Consider the following 16,457-nt stretch of genomic DNA (forward strand, 5'->3'; position numbering starts at 1 on the left):
GATGACCCGTTGGACTCACGGCCTCATCAACCGGCTCGTGTTGGTGTGCGATGTCACCATGCTTGGGCTGAGCGCGGCTCTCGCCCACTTGCTGTGGAACATCGGCTCCTGGGGGCAGATATTTCTGCTATTTGCCCTTGGTGCCGTTGTCTTCACGCAGCTTCTGCATGTCGGCAACGGCTACCGGGTCGAGCATTATGTGTCTGCCTGGCGCCAAATGCGCCATCTCCTCGTGGCGGGCATTCCGGCCTTCCTGGCGGTGACGGCCGCCTATTGGCTGTTTATCCCCGAGGACATCCAGCACATGCCGGACATGATCCGGTGGGGACTGCTCACCTATGTGCTGCTTCTGTTCGGCCGTCTTGTGCTCGTGCGCACTGGCATCACGCTTGCCAATCGGCGCGCGCTGCTCAGGCGCAATGTTGTCCTGATCGGACCGCCCAACCGTGTGCGCTCCTTCCTCGCTCGTCGTGACCAAACGGATACCGACCTGTTCCGCATTCTCGGCGTGTTCTCCGACAGCCATCCGGCAAGTGACTATGCGAGCAACGATGGCGTCCCCTATCTCGGACCGATCGATGAGCTCTTCACCTTCGTGCACGGCACCCATGTCGATGTGGTGGTGATCCTGGAACCCTGGCAGCAACCCGCCGAGATTGGGCGTATCGCGGATCGTCTCTACCGGATCGCCGCCGATGTGGTGGTGCCGCTCGACCCTGAGGAGTTCAACCTGCGCTTCGCGACGATCGTCAGCGTCGCCGGCGTCGCCTCCCTCCAGGTACAGCGCCAGCCTCTCAAAGGGTCTATGGGCCTGATCAAGCTCGCCGAGGACTATGTCGTTGCGACCATCGGGCTGATCCTGACCGCGCCCGTGCTCATTATCGCCGCCCTGGCGATCAAGCTCGACAGTCCCGGTCCCATCCTGTTCCGCCAGGAGCGCCTTGGCTTCAACAATAAGCTGTTCAAGGTCTACAAGCTGCGCACGATGCGATTCGACCCGCAGGATGATGGGGCCGCCGGCACCAGACGCAACGACCCGCGCGTGACCCGGGTGGGCGACATCCTGCGCCGCACCTCGATCGACGAGATCCCTCAGCTGATCAATGTGCTCCAGGGCGATATGTCCGTGGTCGGGCCGCGTCCCCACGTGCCCAACATGCAGATCGGCAATCAGCGTCAGTTCGACGTGGTGCGCGAATATGCGGCCCGCTACCGCATGAAGCCGGGCATCACCGGCTGGGCCCAGATCAACGGCATGCGCGGTGGCATCCACACGATCGAGAAGGCGGCGCGCGGGGTGAAGCTGGACCTCTACTATATCGAGAACTGGTCCTTATGGTTCGACATCAAGATCATGCTGCTGACCATCACCAAGGGCATGGTAGGGCGCGACGTGTTCTGACCGCGCTGCTCCTGGGCTTCCTCGCAGTCGTGTTCGGGCAGGCTTCGGCCTCCCGAGCCGACGGACGCCCCTTCGTTGCCTATCACGCGAGCTGGTATGAGCCCCCCGCCACCAGTGCCGAGCAGACCACGCTCGCGCGCCTGCCGCGCTATATTTCTATTGTCATGCTGGGCTTTGCGCGGCCCGATACGGCCTATGATGGCGGCGATGATCTTGCGTCGACGGGTCTGCAATATCCCTTCTCGCGGACGCTGCTGGGCCAGGCGATCTCGGCACTGAAGAAGAAGAATCCTGAGACGAAGGTTCTTGTCGCGGTGGGCGGCTCGGGCTATCCCGGCTGGGACCGGCTGAATGAGGCGGCGCTGGCAAGCCTCGTGCGCGACATCGGCGCCGATGGCATCGATGTGGATTTCGAGCCTCGCGATCCGGATTGCCAGCGCAATGCTGAAGGGCAGATCACCTGCAGCAGCGATGCGCAGTGGCGTGATTATGTCTCGCGCATCCGCAAGGTTCTGCCGCGGCCCTACATGGTCACCGTACCCGGCTGGAGCGTCGGAGCCTATGGAGAGGGGCGTTTTATCAACGCGCTCCCGAAAAGTCCCTGGACCGGGGTCATGCTGCCCCTCCTGCGTTCAGCGGAGGCGCGCGACATCGATCTTGTCTCGATCATGGCCTACGATGCCGGCCCTTCCTTTAGCCCGATTGAAGCGCTGAAGGCCTATCGAAGCTATTGGCCGGGCCCGCTGGCTCTCGGCATCCCTGTGATGCCGCCGACCCATGGTGAGGCGCGCCTGAGCGCAAGAGCCGCGCAAACCCTGATGCAGGACGTCGCAGCCAATCCACGCGCAGGCGCGATGCTCTATGCTTTGCGGGAAACGCCTCCTGGCCACATCAGCCCAGACAATCCGGACGCCGCAATGCTGGCGCGCGCCATCTGCCTGGGCCTGGGCTTGAGCGGTTGTGACGAGCCTGTGCCCTGAACCCGGGGCTCAGACCTCTCGGGAGGGGTGACGCGCGATGATATTCCCGAATTCCTTCGGCATCGTACTCAGCGATTCAAGCCGGCCGTCCGCCAGCCGGTAGAAGCGATAGCCCTGCGCGGCCAGTCCATTCCAGGCGCCGTCATTGCGGCCACCCCGTTCGAGCAGAGTGGGGCAATTCGCTTCGAAGATGACGGTCGGATGATCGCGCGTCAGCGTCTCCTGTGCGCCGGCGATCACCAACTCCTCGGCGCCCTCCACATCCATCTTCACCACATCCACGCGCGCAAGGCCCAGATCCTTGACGAGAAGATCAAGCGTCGTGGTCTCCACCGTCTCGCCGGCTTCTGCCGTATCACCGCTGAGCAGTGAGAACGCCTGCGGGTCATCCCCCAGCGGCACGTGATGCAGGGTCGCGCTGCCCGCCTTATCCGCCAGCGCCTTCGGCACGATGGTCACATTGCTATAGCCATTCAGCGCGACATTGGCCTTGAGCTGGCTGCCTGCTTCGCTGCCTGGCTCGACCGAGATCACCTTCGATGCGACCTTTGCGGCCTTGAGCGTAAACAGGCCGATATTGGCGCCCACATCGATGAACACATCACCCGGCCGCACGAACATATTGAGATAGTGCAGCTCTGGCTCGATCCAGTCCCGCAAGAGGAAGGTCGCAGCAGAGGTGTGCCGCAAGTTTGCAGGCACACGGACTTTTTCTCCCGCTTCGGAAAGCCTGAACACGGGACTGTGACCTGCCAATACGTTACAGGCCCAGATGGCTGCCCGGGTTGAGACTTGCAAAGGGGCTGCTTGGAACCCGGGTTCAGCCATTAGATTTCGGATGCGTCTCAACATGGGTGATGACCGCCAGTCGTTTTGAAGCAGATTTCGCAACCGCAACATTCGGACTGCCCAGAATCGGCTGGTCAGCTTGCTTTGCGGCATACAGGAACAGGGCCAATGCAGTAACCGTGCCGATTTCGCCGGGGGCATAGACCAGCGAATAGACGGCCGAGGTCAGCAGGAGATAGAGCGCATAATCGCTTAAGGCCTTGAGCAGGGGATCATCGGACCGGCGCGCGATCCGATAGGTGATCAGAAAGCTCGCGACATAGGTTGCCGCAATGAGGCCAGCCCCCAGAAGGCCATATTCGAACACGATGCCCGCCCAGCCGATATCGGCGAGATAGAACTGATCGGTGCCGAAAATGTCAGCCATGGTCACGGTGCCGAAACGGGTCGTGCCGCCGACACCGAAGATCCAGCGGATCGGATTATCGCCGAGATAATAGATGGCCTTCTGCAATGACTCGAGTCGCAGCCAGAGCGAGCCGCCAAGACCTTCTGCGATCGACTGCGCCAGGGGGCCGGCGATGATCACCACCGCGATCGCGAGCAGCAGGGCCAAGGCCGCGATGCCGAGATGGCGAACCTGCTCTGGAACCGAGGTAAAGGTCGCAATCGCCATCACCAGCACCACAGCGGCGATGGCGGCGCGCTGCTTGAAGATGAGGATCAGCAGCGCGACACACAGGATCGCCGCAGCGCCAGCCCACCATTCCCGCAGATCGAGCGCACGCCGGGTGAGGTAAAAGATCAGCAATGTGCCAAAGAACATCGGCATATAGATGCGATAGCCGCGCTCGATCTCGTACATGAACAATTTGCCCTGTGACGGATCGGTCGTGTACCAGCTGCTGGGCACGAACACCCATAGCAGCACCAGCAGAACCATCGTGACTGAGCCCCAGCCGATGATCACGCGCCTGAGAAGCTGCGGCGCCGGCATGAGCCAGGCAAGAAACGCAGACAGCGCGATATAATAGCTGAAGGGCCAGACCTTCACGGTCGTGGCGATCGCATCGATGAGCCCATTCCCCAGATGGATCATCGAGAGCAGCGGCGTGAGTCCCGCCACATAGGCCAACAGGACGGCATAGATGGCCTGCCCCGGCAATTTGAGTGTGGCAAGACCATAGATCGTCAGCGGCAAGACGGCGAGCGGCCATGCCTTCGAGAAATAGTAGAACGGGACGATCTCGTTCATGTAATGAACGCTTTGCGCGAACATCGGCAAAGCGAAGATCAGCACCGAGACCACCACGAACTCGGAGGCGGTCTGGCGCTCTTCGGCACTCACCGGCCCATCGCCCGCGAAATCCGCAGCGCGCAGCGGCCGCAGGCCAGGGCTCGCGCGCAACGGCCTGATCATGAGCATGCCCCGGAAGACTGCGCCCCCAGCGGTGGATCATAGGCACCGGGCTTAAGCCACGCATGCGCCATCATGGCCAGCAATGGCGCGGATTCGACGAAGACCCGTCGCGCATGGCCTCGCGGATTGAGCGCAAGCCTGTGCAGCCATTCAATGCCGAGTTTCCGATAAATCTCGGGCGCACGCCGGGAAATGTCGGTCACGAAATTAAGTGAATTGCCGATGCACATGCCCGTGCCGGTGGCGCCGGGGCGCTCGGCGATCATTCTCGCCAGATATTCCGAGCGCGGCGAGCCGACTGCGATGAACACATATCGCGCGGGATGCCCGATCACGAATTGGATCGCGGCCTCCACCGCGTCCGGATTGTCGATGAAGCCCATGGGAGGCACGTGAAGCAACAGCCGCTTGAGGCCGAACCGGTTCGTCAGCCGCTCGTGGAGCTCATCGCTGCCCCCGATCACGGTGATCGCATCCTCCGGTCTGATCACATGGGCGAAGAGATAGGCGGTGAGATCGCTGCCCGCCGCATAGGGCAGGGACAGCCCGAACATTGGCCGGGCAAGCTTTCGTGCGACCTGGCTGTCGCACAGCCTGAGCCAGGCATGCGCGTAAGCCTCCCGGAACCGGCTGTCGCGCAGGCGGCCGAGCCGCACGAAATGCTGGGCATTCGGTGTGACCACATAGGCGAAAGGCGCATTCTCCGGCCGATCGGCAATCAGCCTGGCCGCTTCCGGCACACCCAGATTTGAGACCTGCACACCCAGAAACGGAATCGCATCGACCGCGGAGGCCTTCCAATTCCGACCCTGTGCTAAGGCTTTCTCCTGCATGGGCTTAGATCCGGCGATAGATCGATTGCGGAATGTAATAGTGCCGTCCGGTGAAGACGAACCCGAGTAGGCCGCCGCCGCTCTCGAGAAGTGAGTCACGCAGGCGCAGGGCAACGGGTATGCGCGTTTCCTCGGCCCGGATCATCAGCAGGGTGCCGTCGACGGCCGGAGCCAGTCTCTGTGCAATGCGAATGTCCTCCGGCGCCGTCATGAGGATCAGCACGATGTCATAGCCCTCGCGCAGCTTGCTGAGAGTTGAGCGGGTTTCCGCGATCGGCAGGCTCAGATTGAACAGGGCAGGGGTCCCATCGCGTCCTGCATGCCAGAGGTTTGGCGTGCCGGTGGCCACCGCTCTGACATCCTCTTGCTCAGGCGCTGACTTTTCCGAGCTCTCATGGCCAGCCCCTTCCGATGTCTGCGCATAGTCGATCACCAGCGTGCGCAGACCCTGGGCCGCACCGAGTTCCGTGCCAAGCCCCGCACTGAAGCTGATCGCATCCTTCGCATTGTCTTGGGCGACGATCTGTATGATGTGCATCGGCTCGGGCCCGCTTGCCGCATCCGCAAGCTGGGCGGCAAGCGCGCTGATCGCTTGTCGGCCCTCTAGCCGTTCATAGGCATTGGCCTCATCGCCGAACACGGCCAAGGCAGGCATCTGCAGCACGCGTTCGGCCTCCTGCGGCTGGATGAAGACTGACCTTAGCGTTGCCGCCACCGCCCATGCTGCGGCACCAAACAGCATGCCGCCGATCAAGCCCGCCGCAACGAAAGGCAGGCCCAGATTATAGCTGCTGACATCGCTGTCCGCCCGCTGGACCACGCGCACGTTTGAGGCGCGGACATCAGCCGCCGCCTCCTCGATTGAAGCGGCAACCGCCCGCCGGAGATACTCCCGGTAGGAATCATTGAGATTATCGCGCTGACGCGTGAGATCGGTGATCCGGGGCTCGAGCGCCTGAAGCTTGGCGATACGCTCCCGGGCCGCCTTGACCTGATCATCCAGCTCGCCGAGCTGGTTCTTGAGCGAATCCTGCTCGACCCGCAGCGACAGGATCATGTTCTCCATATAATTGACCGATGGGTTGCGAACGTCCCTGTCGGTGGAGAACACCCTCTGTTCGGGATGGGCAATGGCCGCGCGAGCGGCGGCGATCTGGCGCTCGATCTGCCGAACCTTGGGATGTGCCGGCAGATATTCCTGCAAAAGCTTCCCGCGCTCGACCAGCAGCCGGGTCAGCGTGTTCTGGTCGTCATTATTCGGAACCGCATCCGTCTTCTCGGCGGAATCGAACACCATGTTCGGCAAGCCGGCAGCGGCCTTTTGCGCCTCGGTGAGCTGGGCTGCGACCGCGGCCTGCCGCTCGGCCACCTGCCGTCGCCGCTGCAGAATGCTGTCCAGCTGATTGGATGCGAGGATGCTGTCCTGCTTGAGATCGAGTATCCCGTTGTCAGATTTGAGCTTCTGCAGCTCCGCGTCGACCGTTTTGAGGCCACTCTCGAACCGCTCGACTTCGCTCGAGAGAATGGGCGAGGTGGGATTGCTGAAGATCTGCTTGCGCCGGGCGAGATAGTTCTCGACGAGCTTGTCGGTCACCTCAATGGCGAGAGCCCGATCGGGATGAGTAAAGCTGACCCGGATGATGTTGGAATCCGATTCCACCGCCGCCTTGAGCCGCTTGCGGAACTGTTCCAGCAGCGCGTCGTCTCTGTTCTTCGGTGGCGCGATCATCGCAATCAGCCGCGACAAGCCGAGCGAGCTTTTGGGAAAAATCCGATCCTCGCCGACATCCTGGATGGTCTTGTTGATGACCTCCGAGCTCTCGAGGATCTGCACTTCGGCCTCGACCGATTTCAGGCCCTCGATCGAAAGGACGTCCGGCCCCGTGTCGGTCACGTTCTGTGTCGCGGTGGAATATTCGCGATTGATCAGCACCATGAGCAGGCTGCCGGCGACATATTCCGTCTTGGTATAAAGGGCTGCGGCAATGCCCAGCAGGAGAGGGATCAGTGCGACGAGCAGAATGATCCTTTTATGGAAAAATGCGCCGGTCAGAGCGGTACGCAGCGAAAGCCCGCCGCTGCGAGAAGTGTTCCAGACGGGAACAGCCATGCGCGCCTGATCTAAGGAGTGCGAAACTGACATTTATTTTCTGCCGCGTGAGCCGGCCAATCACCTGATCTGCCGGTTCGGTCCATGCATGAAGCGTGCCGGGCTATTCATTTTGCTAGCGGGAAGGCTCTTAAGATATTGTGTAGCACCGTGTTTCGCTTTCTCAGCCCCTGGCGCGCGGAACGGTTCTGATCTGCGAGGCCGAGTGTGTGCGTTGCGATCATGGCCGATGTTGGACAGGGCCGCGCGAGCCTTGCCGCGCCAGACTTGAACGCCGCTGGAAGACCAGCTAGACGAGCCACCAATCGGAACAATGACGATCCGGCAAGGCGCGAAGAAAATCTGGCCATACAGTAAAGACTTTCATTCGAAGTCTCTTGCGCATATGCCGTTAGTTTACGGAATGAAAAATAAGGAACGATCATGGTTGAGGAGAATGGCGCGACCCGTCAGGGCGGCGCCCCCGCCAAGGGGTCCAATTTCTACCAGCAGGTCACGATCCTGCGCCTGCCCCAGCATAAGGACCTGCGGCTGGCCAAACGTCTGGACTTCAGCTTCGCCGCCGGTACCATCGCGGCGCCATTGACGATCTCTGAAGTGGCGCTTGCCAGCCGGCATTACCCGATTGTCTTCTCCGAGGGCGAGACCCCGACGCCGATCGCGGTTCTTGGGCTTCGTCCGGGCGAGAATCTGTTCGTTGACGCAGCCGGCCAGTGGCGGGATGGCTTTTACGTTCCCGCGCACATCAGGCGTTATCCCTTCGGCCTCGTGCAGACGCCCGGCACCAACACTCTGTCTCTCGCCGTCGACATTGCCTGCGACCGCGTCCTGGCGGATGGCACTACTGATGGCCGGGAAAGCGATCGGCTTTTCGACGAGAATGGCGCGGCAACGCCGACCGCGACCGCAGCCCTCGAGCTATGCAAAGCCATGCAGCGTGATCTCCGCCCGACCGATGCTTACGGCAAGGCGCTGGTCAATGCCGATCTCCTGGTGGCCAAGCGCGCTGAATTCAAGCTGCCGGGTGATCATAAGATCAAGCTGGACGGGTTCCGCATCGTAGACGAGCAGCAGTTCCGCGACATGCCCGACGCCATGCTCGGTGAATGGCATCGCAATGGCTGGCTTGCCGTCACCAGCCTGCATCTGGTGTCGAGGCAAAATTGGTCCATTCTCGCCGAACTGCATATCGCACGGGCGGCTGCGGCCGAGCAGGCTCAGTCCGAGACATCAGTGCCGGTCGAGGTGAAATCCGGAGAGCCGGAGCCTGCCAAAGCACCGGAGGAAACCGAGCAGGACTCCCAGACGGTCGATACGGACGAGAACCTGTCTGAGGCGGCACAGACCGAGAGCGAGGCGGCCGAGGTCAGCGAAACTGAGCCTCATGAGGAAACTGAGCCTCATGACCATGCTGAGCTTCATGACGAAGCCGAGCCTGATGATGGGGAGACCCCGAAGGACAGGCGACCGGATCAGGCATGAGCCAAGACGGACGCCTGTTGCGCCATCCAGCGATCCAGTGCGGCGACCTCGTCCCGCGACATGCGATATCCGAGCTTTGACCGGCGCCAGACCACGTCCTCGGCCGTCTGCGCCCATTCTCGGCTCATCAGATAACGGATCTCGCGTTCGGTGAGATCACCGCCGAACGAGCGGCCCCATCCGGCATCAGACGTCAGGCCCTCGAGCAGGGCAAAGCTGCGCGTGCCATAGCTGCGGGCAAATCGTTGTGCACGCTCCGGCGGACATGACGGATGCACCTCTCCGATGCGGGTTGCGAGCGCCTCGAGTTCGTCCACAGGAAAATCACCGCCCGGCAGAGGAGCATCCCGCGTCCATGCCGGGCCCATGTTCGGAAAGCAGTCGCCGATCAATGTCATCGCATGTTCCGCAAGGCGCCGGAACGTGGTGATCTTTCCCCCATAGACCGTGAGCAGCGGTGCTTCGTCTTCCGCGCCGTTCCGATCGAGCACATAGTCCCGCGTCGCGGCTTGCGCCGTGCTGGCGCCATCATCGTAAAGCGGCCGCACGCCGGAAAACGTGCGGACCACATCCTTAGGTGCGATCCTGTGCTGGAGATATTCGTTCGCCGCAGAACAGAGGTAATCCGTTTCGTCGCTTGAGATGAATGGCGCACCGGGATCGCCGTCATAGTCGATATCCGTGGTGCCGATCAGCGTGAAATCACGCTCATAGGGAATGGCAAAGACGATCCGGCCATCTCCGCCCTGAAAGATATAGGCCCGCTCCGAGTCGGCATCCCCATCGCCATAGAGCCGCGGCACCACGATATGGCTGCCTTTGACCAGGCGAACCGGCTTGTGCTGTCTCTCCCCGAGGCGCTTTTCGAGGATTTCGGCGACCCATGGTCCGCCGGCATTGACCAGGACACGGGCGGAGATCCGATCATGGCGGTTCGTGCGGTTGTCCACGATGTCGAGCTGCCAGTGATCGCGATCGCGATACCCCGCCAGCAGCTCCGTACGTGTATGGATTGCAGCGCCTCGTTCCGCTGCATCCATAGCGCTGAGAACGACGAGCCGCGCATCATCCACGCGGCAGTCCGAATATTCGAATGCCTTCGAATACCGTGACTTGAGCGGCCTTCCCGCTGGATCCTGCCTGAGATCGAGGCTGCGGGTGCCTGGTAGCGTTTCACGCCCGCCCAGGTGATCATAGAGGTAAAGCCCCAGCCGAAGGAGCCAGGCCGGCCTGAGCCCCTCGTGATGCGGCAGCACGAACCGCATGGGATGGATGATATGCGGCGCCGCGCGGAGCAGCACCTCTCGTTCGATCAACGATTCCCGAACCAGGCGGAAGGCATAATATTCGAGATAGCGCAGCCCGCCGTGAATGAGCTTGGTGGAGGCGGAGGAGGTCGCGGAGGCGAGATCGTCCTTCTCGAGGAGAACCACCCTGAGACCGCGCCCCGCCGCGTCCCGCGCAATGCCGCAGCCATTGATGCCGCCGCCGATAATGGCGATATCGACCAGCTCCGACACGCCTTCAGCAGTCCTTTTCCCTAGCGCATTTCTGGGCGAAGTGGATACCAGTTTCGCGCGAACAAAACGCGATCGAGCAACAAGTTAAGCGATCTCGCGATTCAAGGAAAGGCGAAACTCCCTAAAGTCGCAAGCAGTTCTTGCCTCACGTTCCGTCATCATGCCAGCTGCGGTGATCCCGCTCCATCAGCGCGATCGAGGCGCTCGGTCCCCAAGTGCCGCCGATATAGCCATGCAGTGGCTCGCCGGAGCGCTCCCAGCTTTCGCGGATGGGGTCGATCCAGCTCCATGCCGCCGCAACCTCGTCGCGCCGCATGAACAGGCTCTGATTGCCGCGCACCACATCCAGGAGCAAGCGCTCATAGGCATCCGGCTGGCGCACCCCGAACGTCTCCGCGAAGGAGAGATTGAGCGGCACCTGGCGCAGCCGCATGCCGCCCGGGCCAGGATCCTTGATCATGAGAAACATCTGGACCGCCTCATCCGGCTGCAGCCGGAGCACCAGCCGATTTGCGATGATCCTGCCCGCGCTGGGCTCGAACATCGAATGGGGAATGTTCCGGAACTGGATCACGATTTCCGAAACACGCTTTGCCATACGCTTGCCCGTGCGCAGATAGAACGGCGTTCCGGCCCAGCGCCAATTGGCAACCTCAGCCTTTATGGCAACGAAGGTTTCGGTACTGCTCGGTCGTCCCAGCTCTTCCACATAGCCTGGTATGCTGACACTGCCCGCACCGACGGCGCGATACTGCCCGCGCACGGTCAGCCGGCTCGCGGCCTCGCCCTCGATCGGCCTCAACGCGTGCAGAACCTTGAGCTTTTCATCTCGCAGGGCGTCTGCCGCGGAAGAGGCGGGCGGCTCTATGGCAACCAGGCAGAGCAGCTGCAAAAGGTGGTTCTGCACCATATCCCGCAGCGCGCCCGCGTGATCGTAATAGCTGGCCCGCCCCGCCATACCGATGGACTCTGCCACGGTGATCTGCACATGGTCGATATGGGCGGAATTCCAGATCGGCTCGAACAGGGCATTGGCAAAGCGCAGCGCCATCAGGTTCTGCACCGTCTCCTTGCCGAGGTAATGATCGATCCGGTAAATCTGGCTTTCGTCGAACACTCCGGCCACCACAGCATTGATGGCCTCCGCTGATTGAAGGTCGTAGCCCAGCGGCTTTTCCAGCACCACCCGCGATCGGGGCGTGACCAGCCCGCCGCGTCCGAGCCCTAGACAAATCTGACCGTAGAGATCAGGTGCCACGGCCAGATAGAACACCCTGATATGGTCGGCATCGGAATGCAGAACGGCGCCGAGCTGCTCCCATCCCTCGCCAGATGTCACATCCAGGGTGATGTGATCTACGCAGGCGAGAAAGGCGTTCACCACCTCTGCGTTGCGCTCCGCCTCCGGAATGTGAGCGGAGAGCGACTCCGCTGCGATCCGCCGGTAGTCTTCGCGCGAAATGTCTGTGCGCGACACACCGATGACACGGGAACTGTCGTTGAACTGGCCATCCGCGAAGCGGCGGAACAGGGCGGGCAGCAGCTTGCGCTTGGCAAGATCGCCACTGCCGCCGAACACGACGTAATCGAATGGCGGAACTGGAATGATACGAGTCATGGGCCTCAAATGCGGGGTGGTCGCGGAAAGCCCGTCTCACCCCAGCTCTCTTCGAGCAGCCTTCCCACCTGCAGGACCGTGAGATCATCGAAGCGCCGCCCGACGATCTGCAGGCCTGTGGGAAGACTGCCGCTGGTGAACCCGCTCGGCACCGACAGCACAGGACATTGGCTGACGAGGTTGAATGGCGTCGTCATGGTCGTTCCGAGATAACGCCCTTCCTTGTCAAACCCGCCTGAGGTCCTGTCGGTTGCCTCAGCCAGACCCATCGGCCGGGCCAGCGTCGGGCAGATCATGGCATCATAATGCGACAGGATTGCAGAAAGCTTCCGCCACATGTCGGTGGCCACGAATTCCGTGCGCTTCGCTTCGACGGCGCTGGTGCGATTGCCCTTCTCGATGATCCGCACCACCTCCGGATCAAGATCGTGCCGGTGCTCATCCAGGAGATGGCCGTAATGCGTCGCGATATAGACATTCCAGCGCCGGTCCCAGGCGAGTACGCTTTCGAACGTCCAGCCGAGCGAAACCTCTTCAACCTCCGCGCCGAGTGAACGCAACCTGTCCGCCATCTCCCGCGTGTTGCGCTCAACCTCCGGATCAACCCCATAGAAGCCGAGGTCGATCGACAGAGCGATCTTGAGCCGTCGCGGGTCGCAAGCAAGCGTAGGCGGAAATGCGATTGGCTGTGGATTGGAGAGAATATCCGCCTCGTTCGGCCCCTGCGCGGCGCTCAGAAACAGCGCGGCATCATCGCATGACCGTGCGAGCGGGCCGAAATGGGCGAGCGTCTCGAATGTGCTGCGGAGGATCGTGAAGGGAATGCGCCCAAGACTGGGCTTGAGGCCGGTAATCCCGCAGCAGGACGCGGGGATGCGCACCGAGCCTCCCATATCCGAACCTTCCGCCAAGGGAACGCAGCCCGTTGCGACCGCGACACCGGAGCCGCCGGAACTTCCGCCCGACGTGCGCGTCCTGTCCCACGGATTGCGCGTGATGCCCCACAGCGGGCTGTAAGTGAAGCCGGAATAGGCAAATTCAGGGGTTGTGGTCTTGCCGACCAGGATCGCGCCCGCGTTGATGAGAGACTGCGCGATCACAGCATGTTCGGGCGCGATATAGTCGCGGTAGGCCTTTGAGCCCGATGTCGTCCGATGATTCCGCGTGGGCGTGAGGTCCTTGATCCCGATGGGTATCCCATGCAGAGGGCCAAGCTTGTGTCCTGCCATGACGGCGGCTTCAGCGGCGCGTGCGGCGGCGCGGGCCTCATCCCCCAGCACCAGGCAGAAGGCATTGAGGTCAGGATTGATGGCCTCGATGCGGTTAAGCGACGCCTCGACGATCTCGACCGGCGATACTTGGCGGCTGGCAACGAGCTTCGTCAGCGTGCCTGCCGACATGTCCAGGAGATCCGTGGCGCGTCCTGCGCTGTTCATGGTGCTTACCTCTCGAACGTGATCCGACCATCACAGATCGTGGTGGCAACCTCTATCCTATCGATCTCCTCGGGCGGTGTCGTCTCGATGTCTGCGGTTAGCACGACCATATCGGCGAGCATCCCCGGCTTGAGCTGGCCCTTGCGGTCGTCCATGAACTCGGCATAAGCGCCCTCCCTGGTGTAAGAGGCCAGGGTATCCATGAGCGTCTGGCGCTGGTCTGGGTAGGCTGGATCGAGCAGCTCTCGCGTCAAGGCGGCCTTGATCGACTTCATGGGATCAACCGGCGAGACCGGCCAATCGCTCGAGAAGATCATCCGCGCGCCCGCATTTCGCAAGGTTTGCCATGGATAGGCGAAAGGCATCTTAGGTCCGATGCGGGTCAATGTCGGCTCCAGCGGAAAACAATGCGAGCCCGCAGCGTGCAGCGGCTGCATGGAGGCGATCACGCCAAGTTCCCGAAGCCGCGGAATATCCGCGGGATCGATGATCTCGATGTGCTCGATGCGATGGCGGCTGTCGCGAGGGCCGACGGTTCGCCGTCCCGCTTCATAGCCATCGAGCGTCCGCCGCACCGCGGCATCACCGATCGCATGCACCGAGATCTGTAAGCCGCGCCTGTCACAATCGATCACGATTGCGTTGAATTGGTCGGCGGTGAACAGCGGCGCTCCCACCGTTTCGGGCCGGTCGGGATAGCCGTCGAGCACGAAGGCGGTCCAGCTGTCGAGCACGCCGTCCATGAAGATCTTGACCCGGCCCGAATGCAGCATGTCCGAGCTGAAGCGGCGCTGCATCTCGCTGGCTTCTTCCAGTGCATCGATCGACCGCTCCGGCCGCAGATGGAACGGAATCTCCACCCGGCAATGCAGGCCGCCCGCTTTATGGATCTCATCCAGCAATTCGAGCTGATAGAGATTGCCGTCCATATTGTGGATGCTGGTGATGCCGAGCCGAGCGCAATAGTCGAGCCCCTTCTGCAACACCCCTATGTCGGCGGCCCGTTCGGCCGGCGAGGGCATCGGCACCGGATCGCGGCCGCTGGTGAGGCCGAGATTGTCGCGGCCGGCCGTGGGGCTCAGAGCAAAAACCGGCTCCATCGCGCCCCATTCGCGCAGCTCGCCTGTGGCGAGCCCGTCTTCGCCCATCACCACCTCGCTGCCGATGCCCACGTTGCGGCCATGGAGCAGCCCGGCCATTTCGAGCGCCATGGTATTCGCCCAGACCGTGTGCGCATCCGGTGCCACGATCGCGAACGGGCGATGGCTGATTGCCCTGTCCAGGTGATGACGGCTGATCGGCTCCTTCTCGCCGATCATCGTGTAATTCGCCTGACGTCCGATCAGCATGTGCTCGCCCGGATGGGCGCTGTCATAGGCGCGGGCTGCCGCAATGAATGCATCAAGACCCGAGACGTCCTCGAGCGACAGCTGACCCAATGTGGCTGCGCCGGGAAACAGGTGCATGTGGCTTTCGACAAAGCCCGGCATGACCGTGCAGCCGCGTGCATCGATGATCCGGGTATTCGGCCCCCGCAGCTTGGCCACACAATCCTCTCCGCCGACGGCGGCGATGCGTTGGCCGACGATGGCGACAGCTTGCGCACGTTGATCGTGCGGGCTCATGGTCAGCACTTTGCCATTGGTGATGATGATATTTGCTTCGCCTGCCATGCTCATCCTCTGCTCGTCTGTCGCAGATGCAGCCAAGCCTATTCCGAACATTTTGTCGAGCAGACACGAGAAAGATTTGCGTAATCCTCAACCATCTGCAAAGCATTGCTATTCTATCGTTGACCATCTCACATGGTGTACGATGAGAACTGGGCTGTATATCGGGGTTGCCCTTGTGATTGGTGGACTGCTCGCGTCGGCCGGATCTGGTGGCGCGCAGCAAGACCCCGCCGTCCCTCCGACGTCTGCTGCGTTGAGTCCCTCACAGATCCCTGTGCCGTTGGACGAGAATGCGCTTGAGTCACCCGGCAAACCGCCGACGCCTAAGCCCAAGCTGCCCGCGCCCGCTCTGCACCAGAAGACAGTTTGTGGTCTGATCGAAACGGCGGCGAGCGAACATCGCCTGCCCATCGACTTCTTCACGCGCCTGATCTGGCAGGAAAGCGGATTCCGCGCCGATGCGACAAGCTATGTGGGCGCGCAGGGCATTGCGCAGTTCATGCCGGGCACGGCCGCGGAGCGGGGACTTGAGGACCCTTACGACATTCATCAGGCCATTCCGGCCTCCGCCCATCTTCTCCGGGATCTGCGGGCGCGCTTCGGCAATCTCGGCTTGGCCGCCGCCGCTTACAATGCAGGTCCCCGCCGGGTGGAGGATTGGCTGGCCGGCAATGGTGGCCTTCCCTACGAGACCCGCGATTATGTCTTGTCGATCACCGGCCGCGACGCCGAGGATTGGGCACAGGCAGACCGCAGCGACCGCGCCGTCCCGGATAGATACGGCTCGCTCGATGTGAAGGCGCTGGCGATGGAAGTGCCTGTCGTGACGAAGAAAGTGTCCTGCATCGAGATTGCCAAGACGCTCACCCGCGGCAGACCTGCCGTTGCCGGCAGGCCAGGCGTACCGGTTGCCAAGCGCCGCGCTCCGTGGGGCGTTCAGGTGGCCGCTCACTTCTCCCAGTCTCAGGCCCTGGCCAGATTCGGCCAGCTCCAGCGCCGCTTCAAGGTGCTCTCTGGCGTTGAGCCCATGGTGGTTCGCGAACTGAACCGCAGCCGCGGCAAGCGGGCAATGTTCAATGTGCGCTTGCCGGCCGACAGCCGCACCGAGGCTGATCGCATTTGCGATCGCTTCCGCAATGCCGGCGGTGCCTGCATCGTGTTACGCAACTAGAGCATCTCGATCCAGCGTGTCCA

12 protein-coding genes are annotated in these 16,457 nt (G+C 62.1%); 4 read left to right on the forward strand and 8 right to left on the reverse strand.

Features of this window, described 5'->3' with window-relative positions; translation table 11 throughout:
* Nucleotide 1: 1 nt before the first annotated feature.
* Nucleotides 2-1,402, forward strand: a complete 1,401-nt coding sequence (locus tag RCF49_RS17760) for an exopolysaccharide biosynthesis polyprenyl glycosylphosphotransferase (RefSeq protein WP_342641117.1) — start codon at nucleotides 2-4, stop codon at nucleotides 1,400-1,402.
* Nucleotides 1,336-2,382 carry a glycosyl hydrolase family 18 protein gene (locus RCF49_RS17765; protein ID WP_342641118.1) on the forward strand — a complete coding sequence of 349 codons (1,047 nt, stop codon included), beginning with the start codon at nucleotides 1,336-1,338 and terminating at the stop codon, nucleotides 2,380-2,382. Before RCF49_RS17760 ends, RCF49_RS17765 begins: the two co-directional genes overlap by 67 nt.
* A gap of 9 nt (nucleotides 2,383-2,391) precedes the next feature.
* On the opposite strand, the gene RCF49_RS17770 is transcribed toward RCF49_RS17765, so the two are convergent.
* The 4 genes from RCF49_RS17770 to RCF49_RS17785 all read right to left on the reverse strand — a co-directional run bounded on the left by RCF49_RS17770 (nucleotide 2,392) and on the right by RCF49_RS17785 (nucleotide 7,567).
* Nucleotides 2,392-3,084: an FkbM family methyltransferase gene (locus RCF49_RS17770; RefSeq protein WP_342641119.1), complete on the reverse strand. Its 693-nt coding sequence runs from the start codon at nucleotides 3,082-3,084 to the stop codon at nucleotides 2,392-2,394.
* A gap of 118 nt (nucleotides 3,085-3,202) precedes the next feature.
* A complete protein-coding gene (locus RCF49_RS17775; RefSeq protein WP_342641120.1) occupies nucleotides 3,203-4,591 on the reverse strand; it encodes a hypothetical protein in 1,389 nt (462 codons plus the stop codon).
* On the reverse strand, nucleotides 4,588-5,424 hold the full coding sequence (locus RCF49_RS17780; RefSeq protein ID WP_342641121.1) for a WecB/TagA/CpsF family glycosyltransferase: 837 nt from the start codon (nucleotides 5,422-5,424) through the stop codon (nucleotides 4,588-4,590). The genes RCF49_RS17775 and RCF49_RS17780 overlap by 4 nt, the downstream gene beginning before the upstream one ends.
* Nucleotides 5,425-5,428: 4 nt before the next feature.
* Entirely contained in the window at nucleotides 5,429-7,567 is a 2,139-nt protein-coding gene (locus RCF49_RS17785; RefSeq protein ID WP_342641122.1) for a GumC family protein, read from the reverse strand.
* A 390-nt stretch (nucleotides 7,568-7,957) separates the two neighbouring features.
* On the opposite strand from RCF49_RS17785, the gene RCF49_RS17790 reads away from it, so the two are divergent.
* The gene (locus tag RCF49_RS17790) at nucleotides 7,958-9,016 is read left to right on the forward strand and encodes a SapC family protein (RefSeq protein WP_342641123.1); all 1,059 of its coding nucleotides are present in this window, start codon (nucleotides 7,958-7,960) and stop codon (nucleotides 9,014-9,016) included.
* Here the strand turns inward: RCF49_RS17790 and glpD are convergent.
* The 4 genes from glpD to RCF49_RS17810 all read right to left on the reverse strand — a co-directional run bounded on the left by glpD (nucleotide 9,007) and on the right by RCF49_RS17810 (nucleotide 15,263).
* Nucleotides 9,007-10,536, reverse strand: a complete 1,530-nt coding sequence (gene glpD / locus RCF49_RS17795; protein ID WP_342641124.1) for a glycerol-3-phosphate dehydrogenase — start codon at nucleotides 10,534-10,536, stop codon at nucleotides 9,007-9,009. The two genes, RCF49_RS17790 and glpD, sit on opposite strands and share 10 nt — an antisense overlap.
* 145 nt (nucleotides 10,537-10,681) lie before the next feature.
* Complete coding sequence (gene zwf / locus RCF49_RS17800) at nucleotides 10,682-12,154, reverse strand: glucose-6-phosphate dehydrogenase (protein WP_342641125.1); 1,473 nt, start codon at nucleotides 12,152-12,154, stop codon at nucleotides 10,682-10,684.
* A 5-nt stretch (nucleotides 12,155-12,159) separates the two neighbouring features.
* Nucleotides 12,160-13,590: an amidase gene (locus tag RCF49_RS17805; RefSeq protein ID WP_342641126.1), complete on the reverse strand. Its 1,431-nt coding sequence runs from the start codon at nucleotides 13,588-13,590 to the stop codon at nucleotides 12,160-12,162.
* Nucleotides 13,591-13,595: 5 nt separating this feature from the next.
* The gene (locus tag RCF49_RS17810; protein ID WP_342641127.1) at nucleotides 13,596-15,263 is read right to left on the reverse strand and encodes an amidohydrolase; all 1,668 of its coding nucleotides are present in this window, start codon (nucleotides 15,261-15,263) and stop codon (nucleotides 13,596-13,598) included.
* 142 nt (nucleotides 15,264-15,405) lie between these two features.
* On the opposite strand from RCF49_RS17810, the gene RCF49_RS17815 reads away from it, so the two are divergent.
* Entirely contained in the window at nucleotides 15,406-16,434 is a 1,029-nt protein-coding gene (locus RCF49_RS17815; protein WP_342641128.1) for a lytic transglycosylase domain-containing protein, read from the forward strand.
* The last annotated feature ends 23 nt before the right edge of the window (nucleotides 16,435-16,457 follow it).

The organism is Rhodoligotrophos sp. CJ14 (genome assembly GCF_038811545.1).
Taxonomy (GTDB): Bacteria; Pseudomonadota; Alphaproteobacteria; order Rhizobiales; family Im1; genus Rhodoligotrophos; species Rhodoligotrophos ferricapiens.

Excerpts from the sequence above, each read along its gene's own strand:
- RCF49_RS17810 (WP_342641127.1), bottom strand. The coding sequence starts at position 15,263 with ATGGCAGGCGAAGCAAATATCATCATCACCAATGGCAAAGTGCTGACC.
- RCF49_RS17815 (WP_342641128.1), top strand. The coding sequence starts at position 15,406 with ATGAGAACTGGGCTGTATATCGGGGTTGCCCTTGTGATTGGTGGACTG.
- RCF49_RS17765 (WP_342641118.1), top strand. The coding sequence starts at position 1,336 with ATGGTTCGACATCAAGATCATGCTGCTGACCATCACCAAGGGCATGGT.
- RCF49_RS17760 (WP_342641117.1), top strand. The coding sequence starts at position 2 with ATGACCCGTTGGACTCACGGCCTCATCAACCGGCTCGTGTTGGTGTGC.
- zwf (WP_342641125.1), bottom strand. The coding sequence starts at position 12,154 with ATGACTCGTATCATTCCAGTTCCGCCATTCGATTACGTCGTGTTCGGC.
- RCF49_RS17775 (WP_342641120.1), bottom strand. The coding sequence starts at position 4,591 with ATGATCAGGCCGTTGCGCGCGAGCCCTGGCCTGCGGCCGCTGCGCGCT.
- RCF49_RS17780 (WP_342641121.1), bottom strand. The coding sequence starts at position 5,424 with ATGCAGGAGAAAGCCTTAGCACAGGGTCGGAATTGGAAGGCCTCCGCG.
- RCF49_RS17805 (WP_342641126.1), bottom strand. The coding sequence starts at position 13,590 with ATGAACAGCGCAGGACGCGCCACGGATCTCCTGGACATGTCGGCAGGC.
- RCF49_RS17790 (WP_342641123.1), top strand. The coding sequence starts at position 7,958 with ATGGTTGAGGAGAATGGCGCGACCCGTCAGGGCGGCGCCCCCGCCAAG.
- RCF49_RS17785 (WP_342641122.1), bottom strand. The coding sequence starts at position 7,567 with ATGTCAGTTTCGCACTCCTTAGATCAGGCGCGCATGGCTGTTCCCGTC.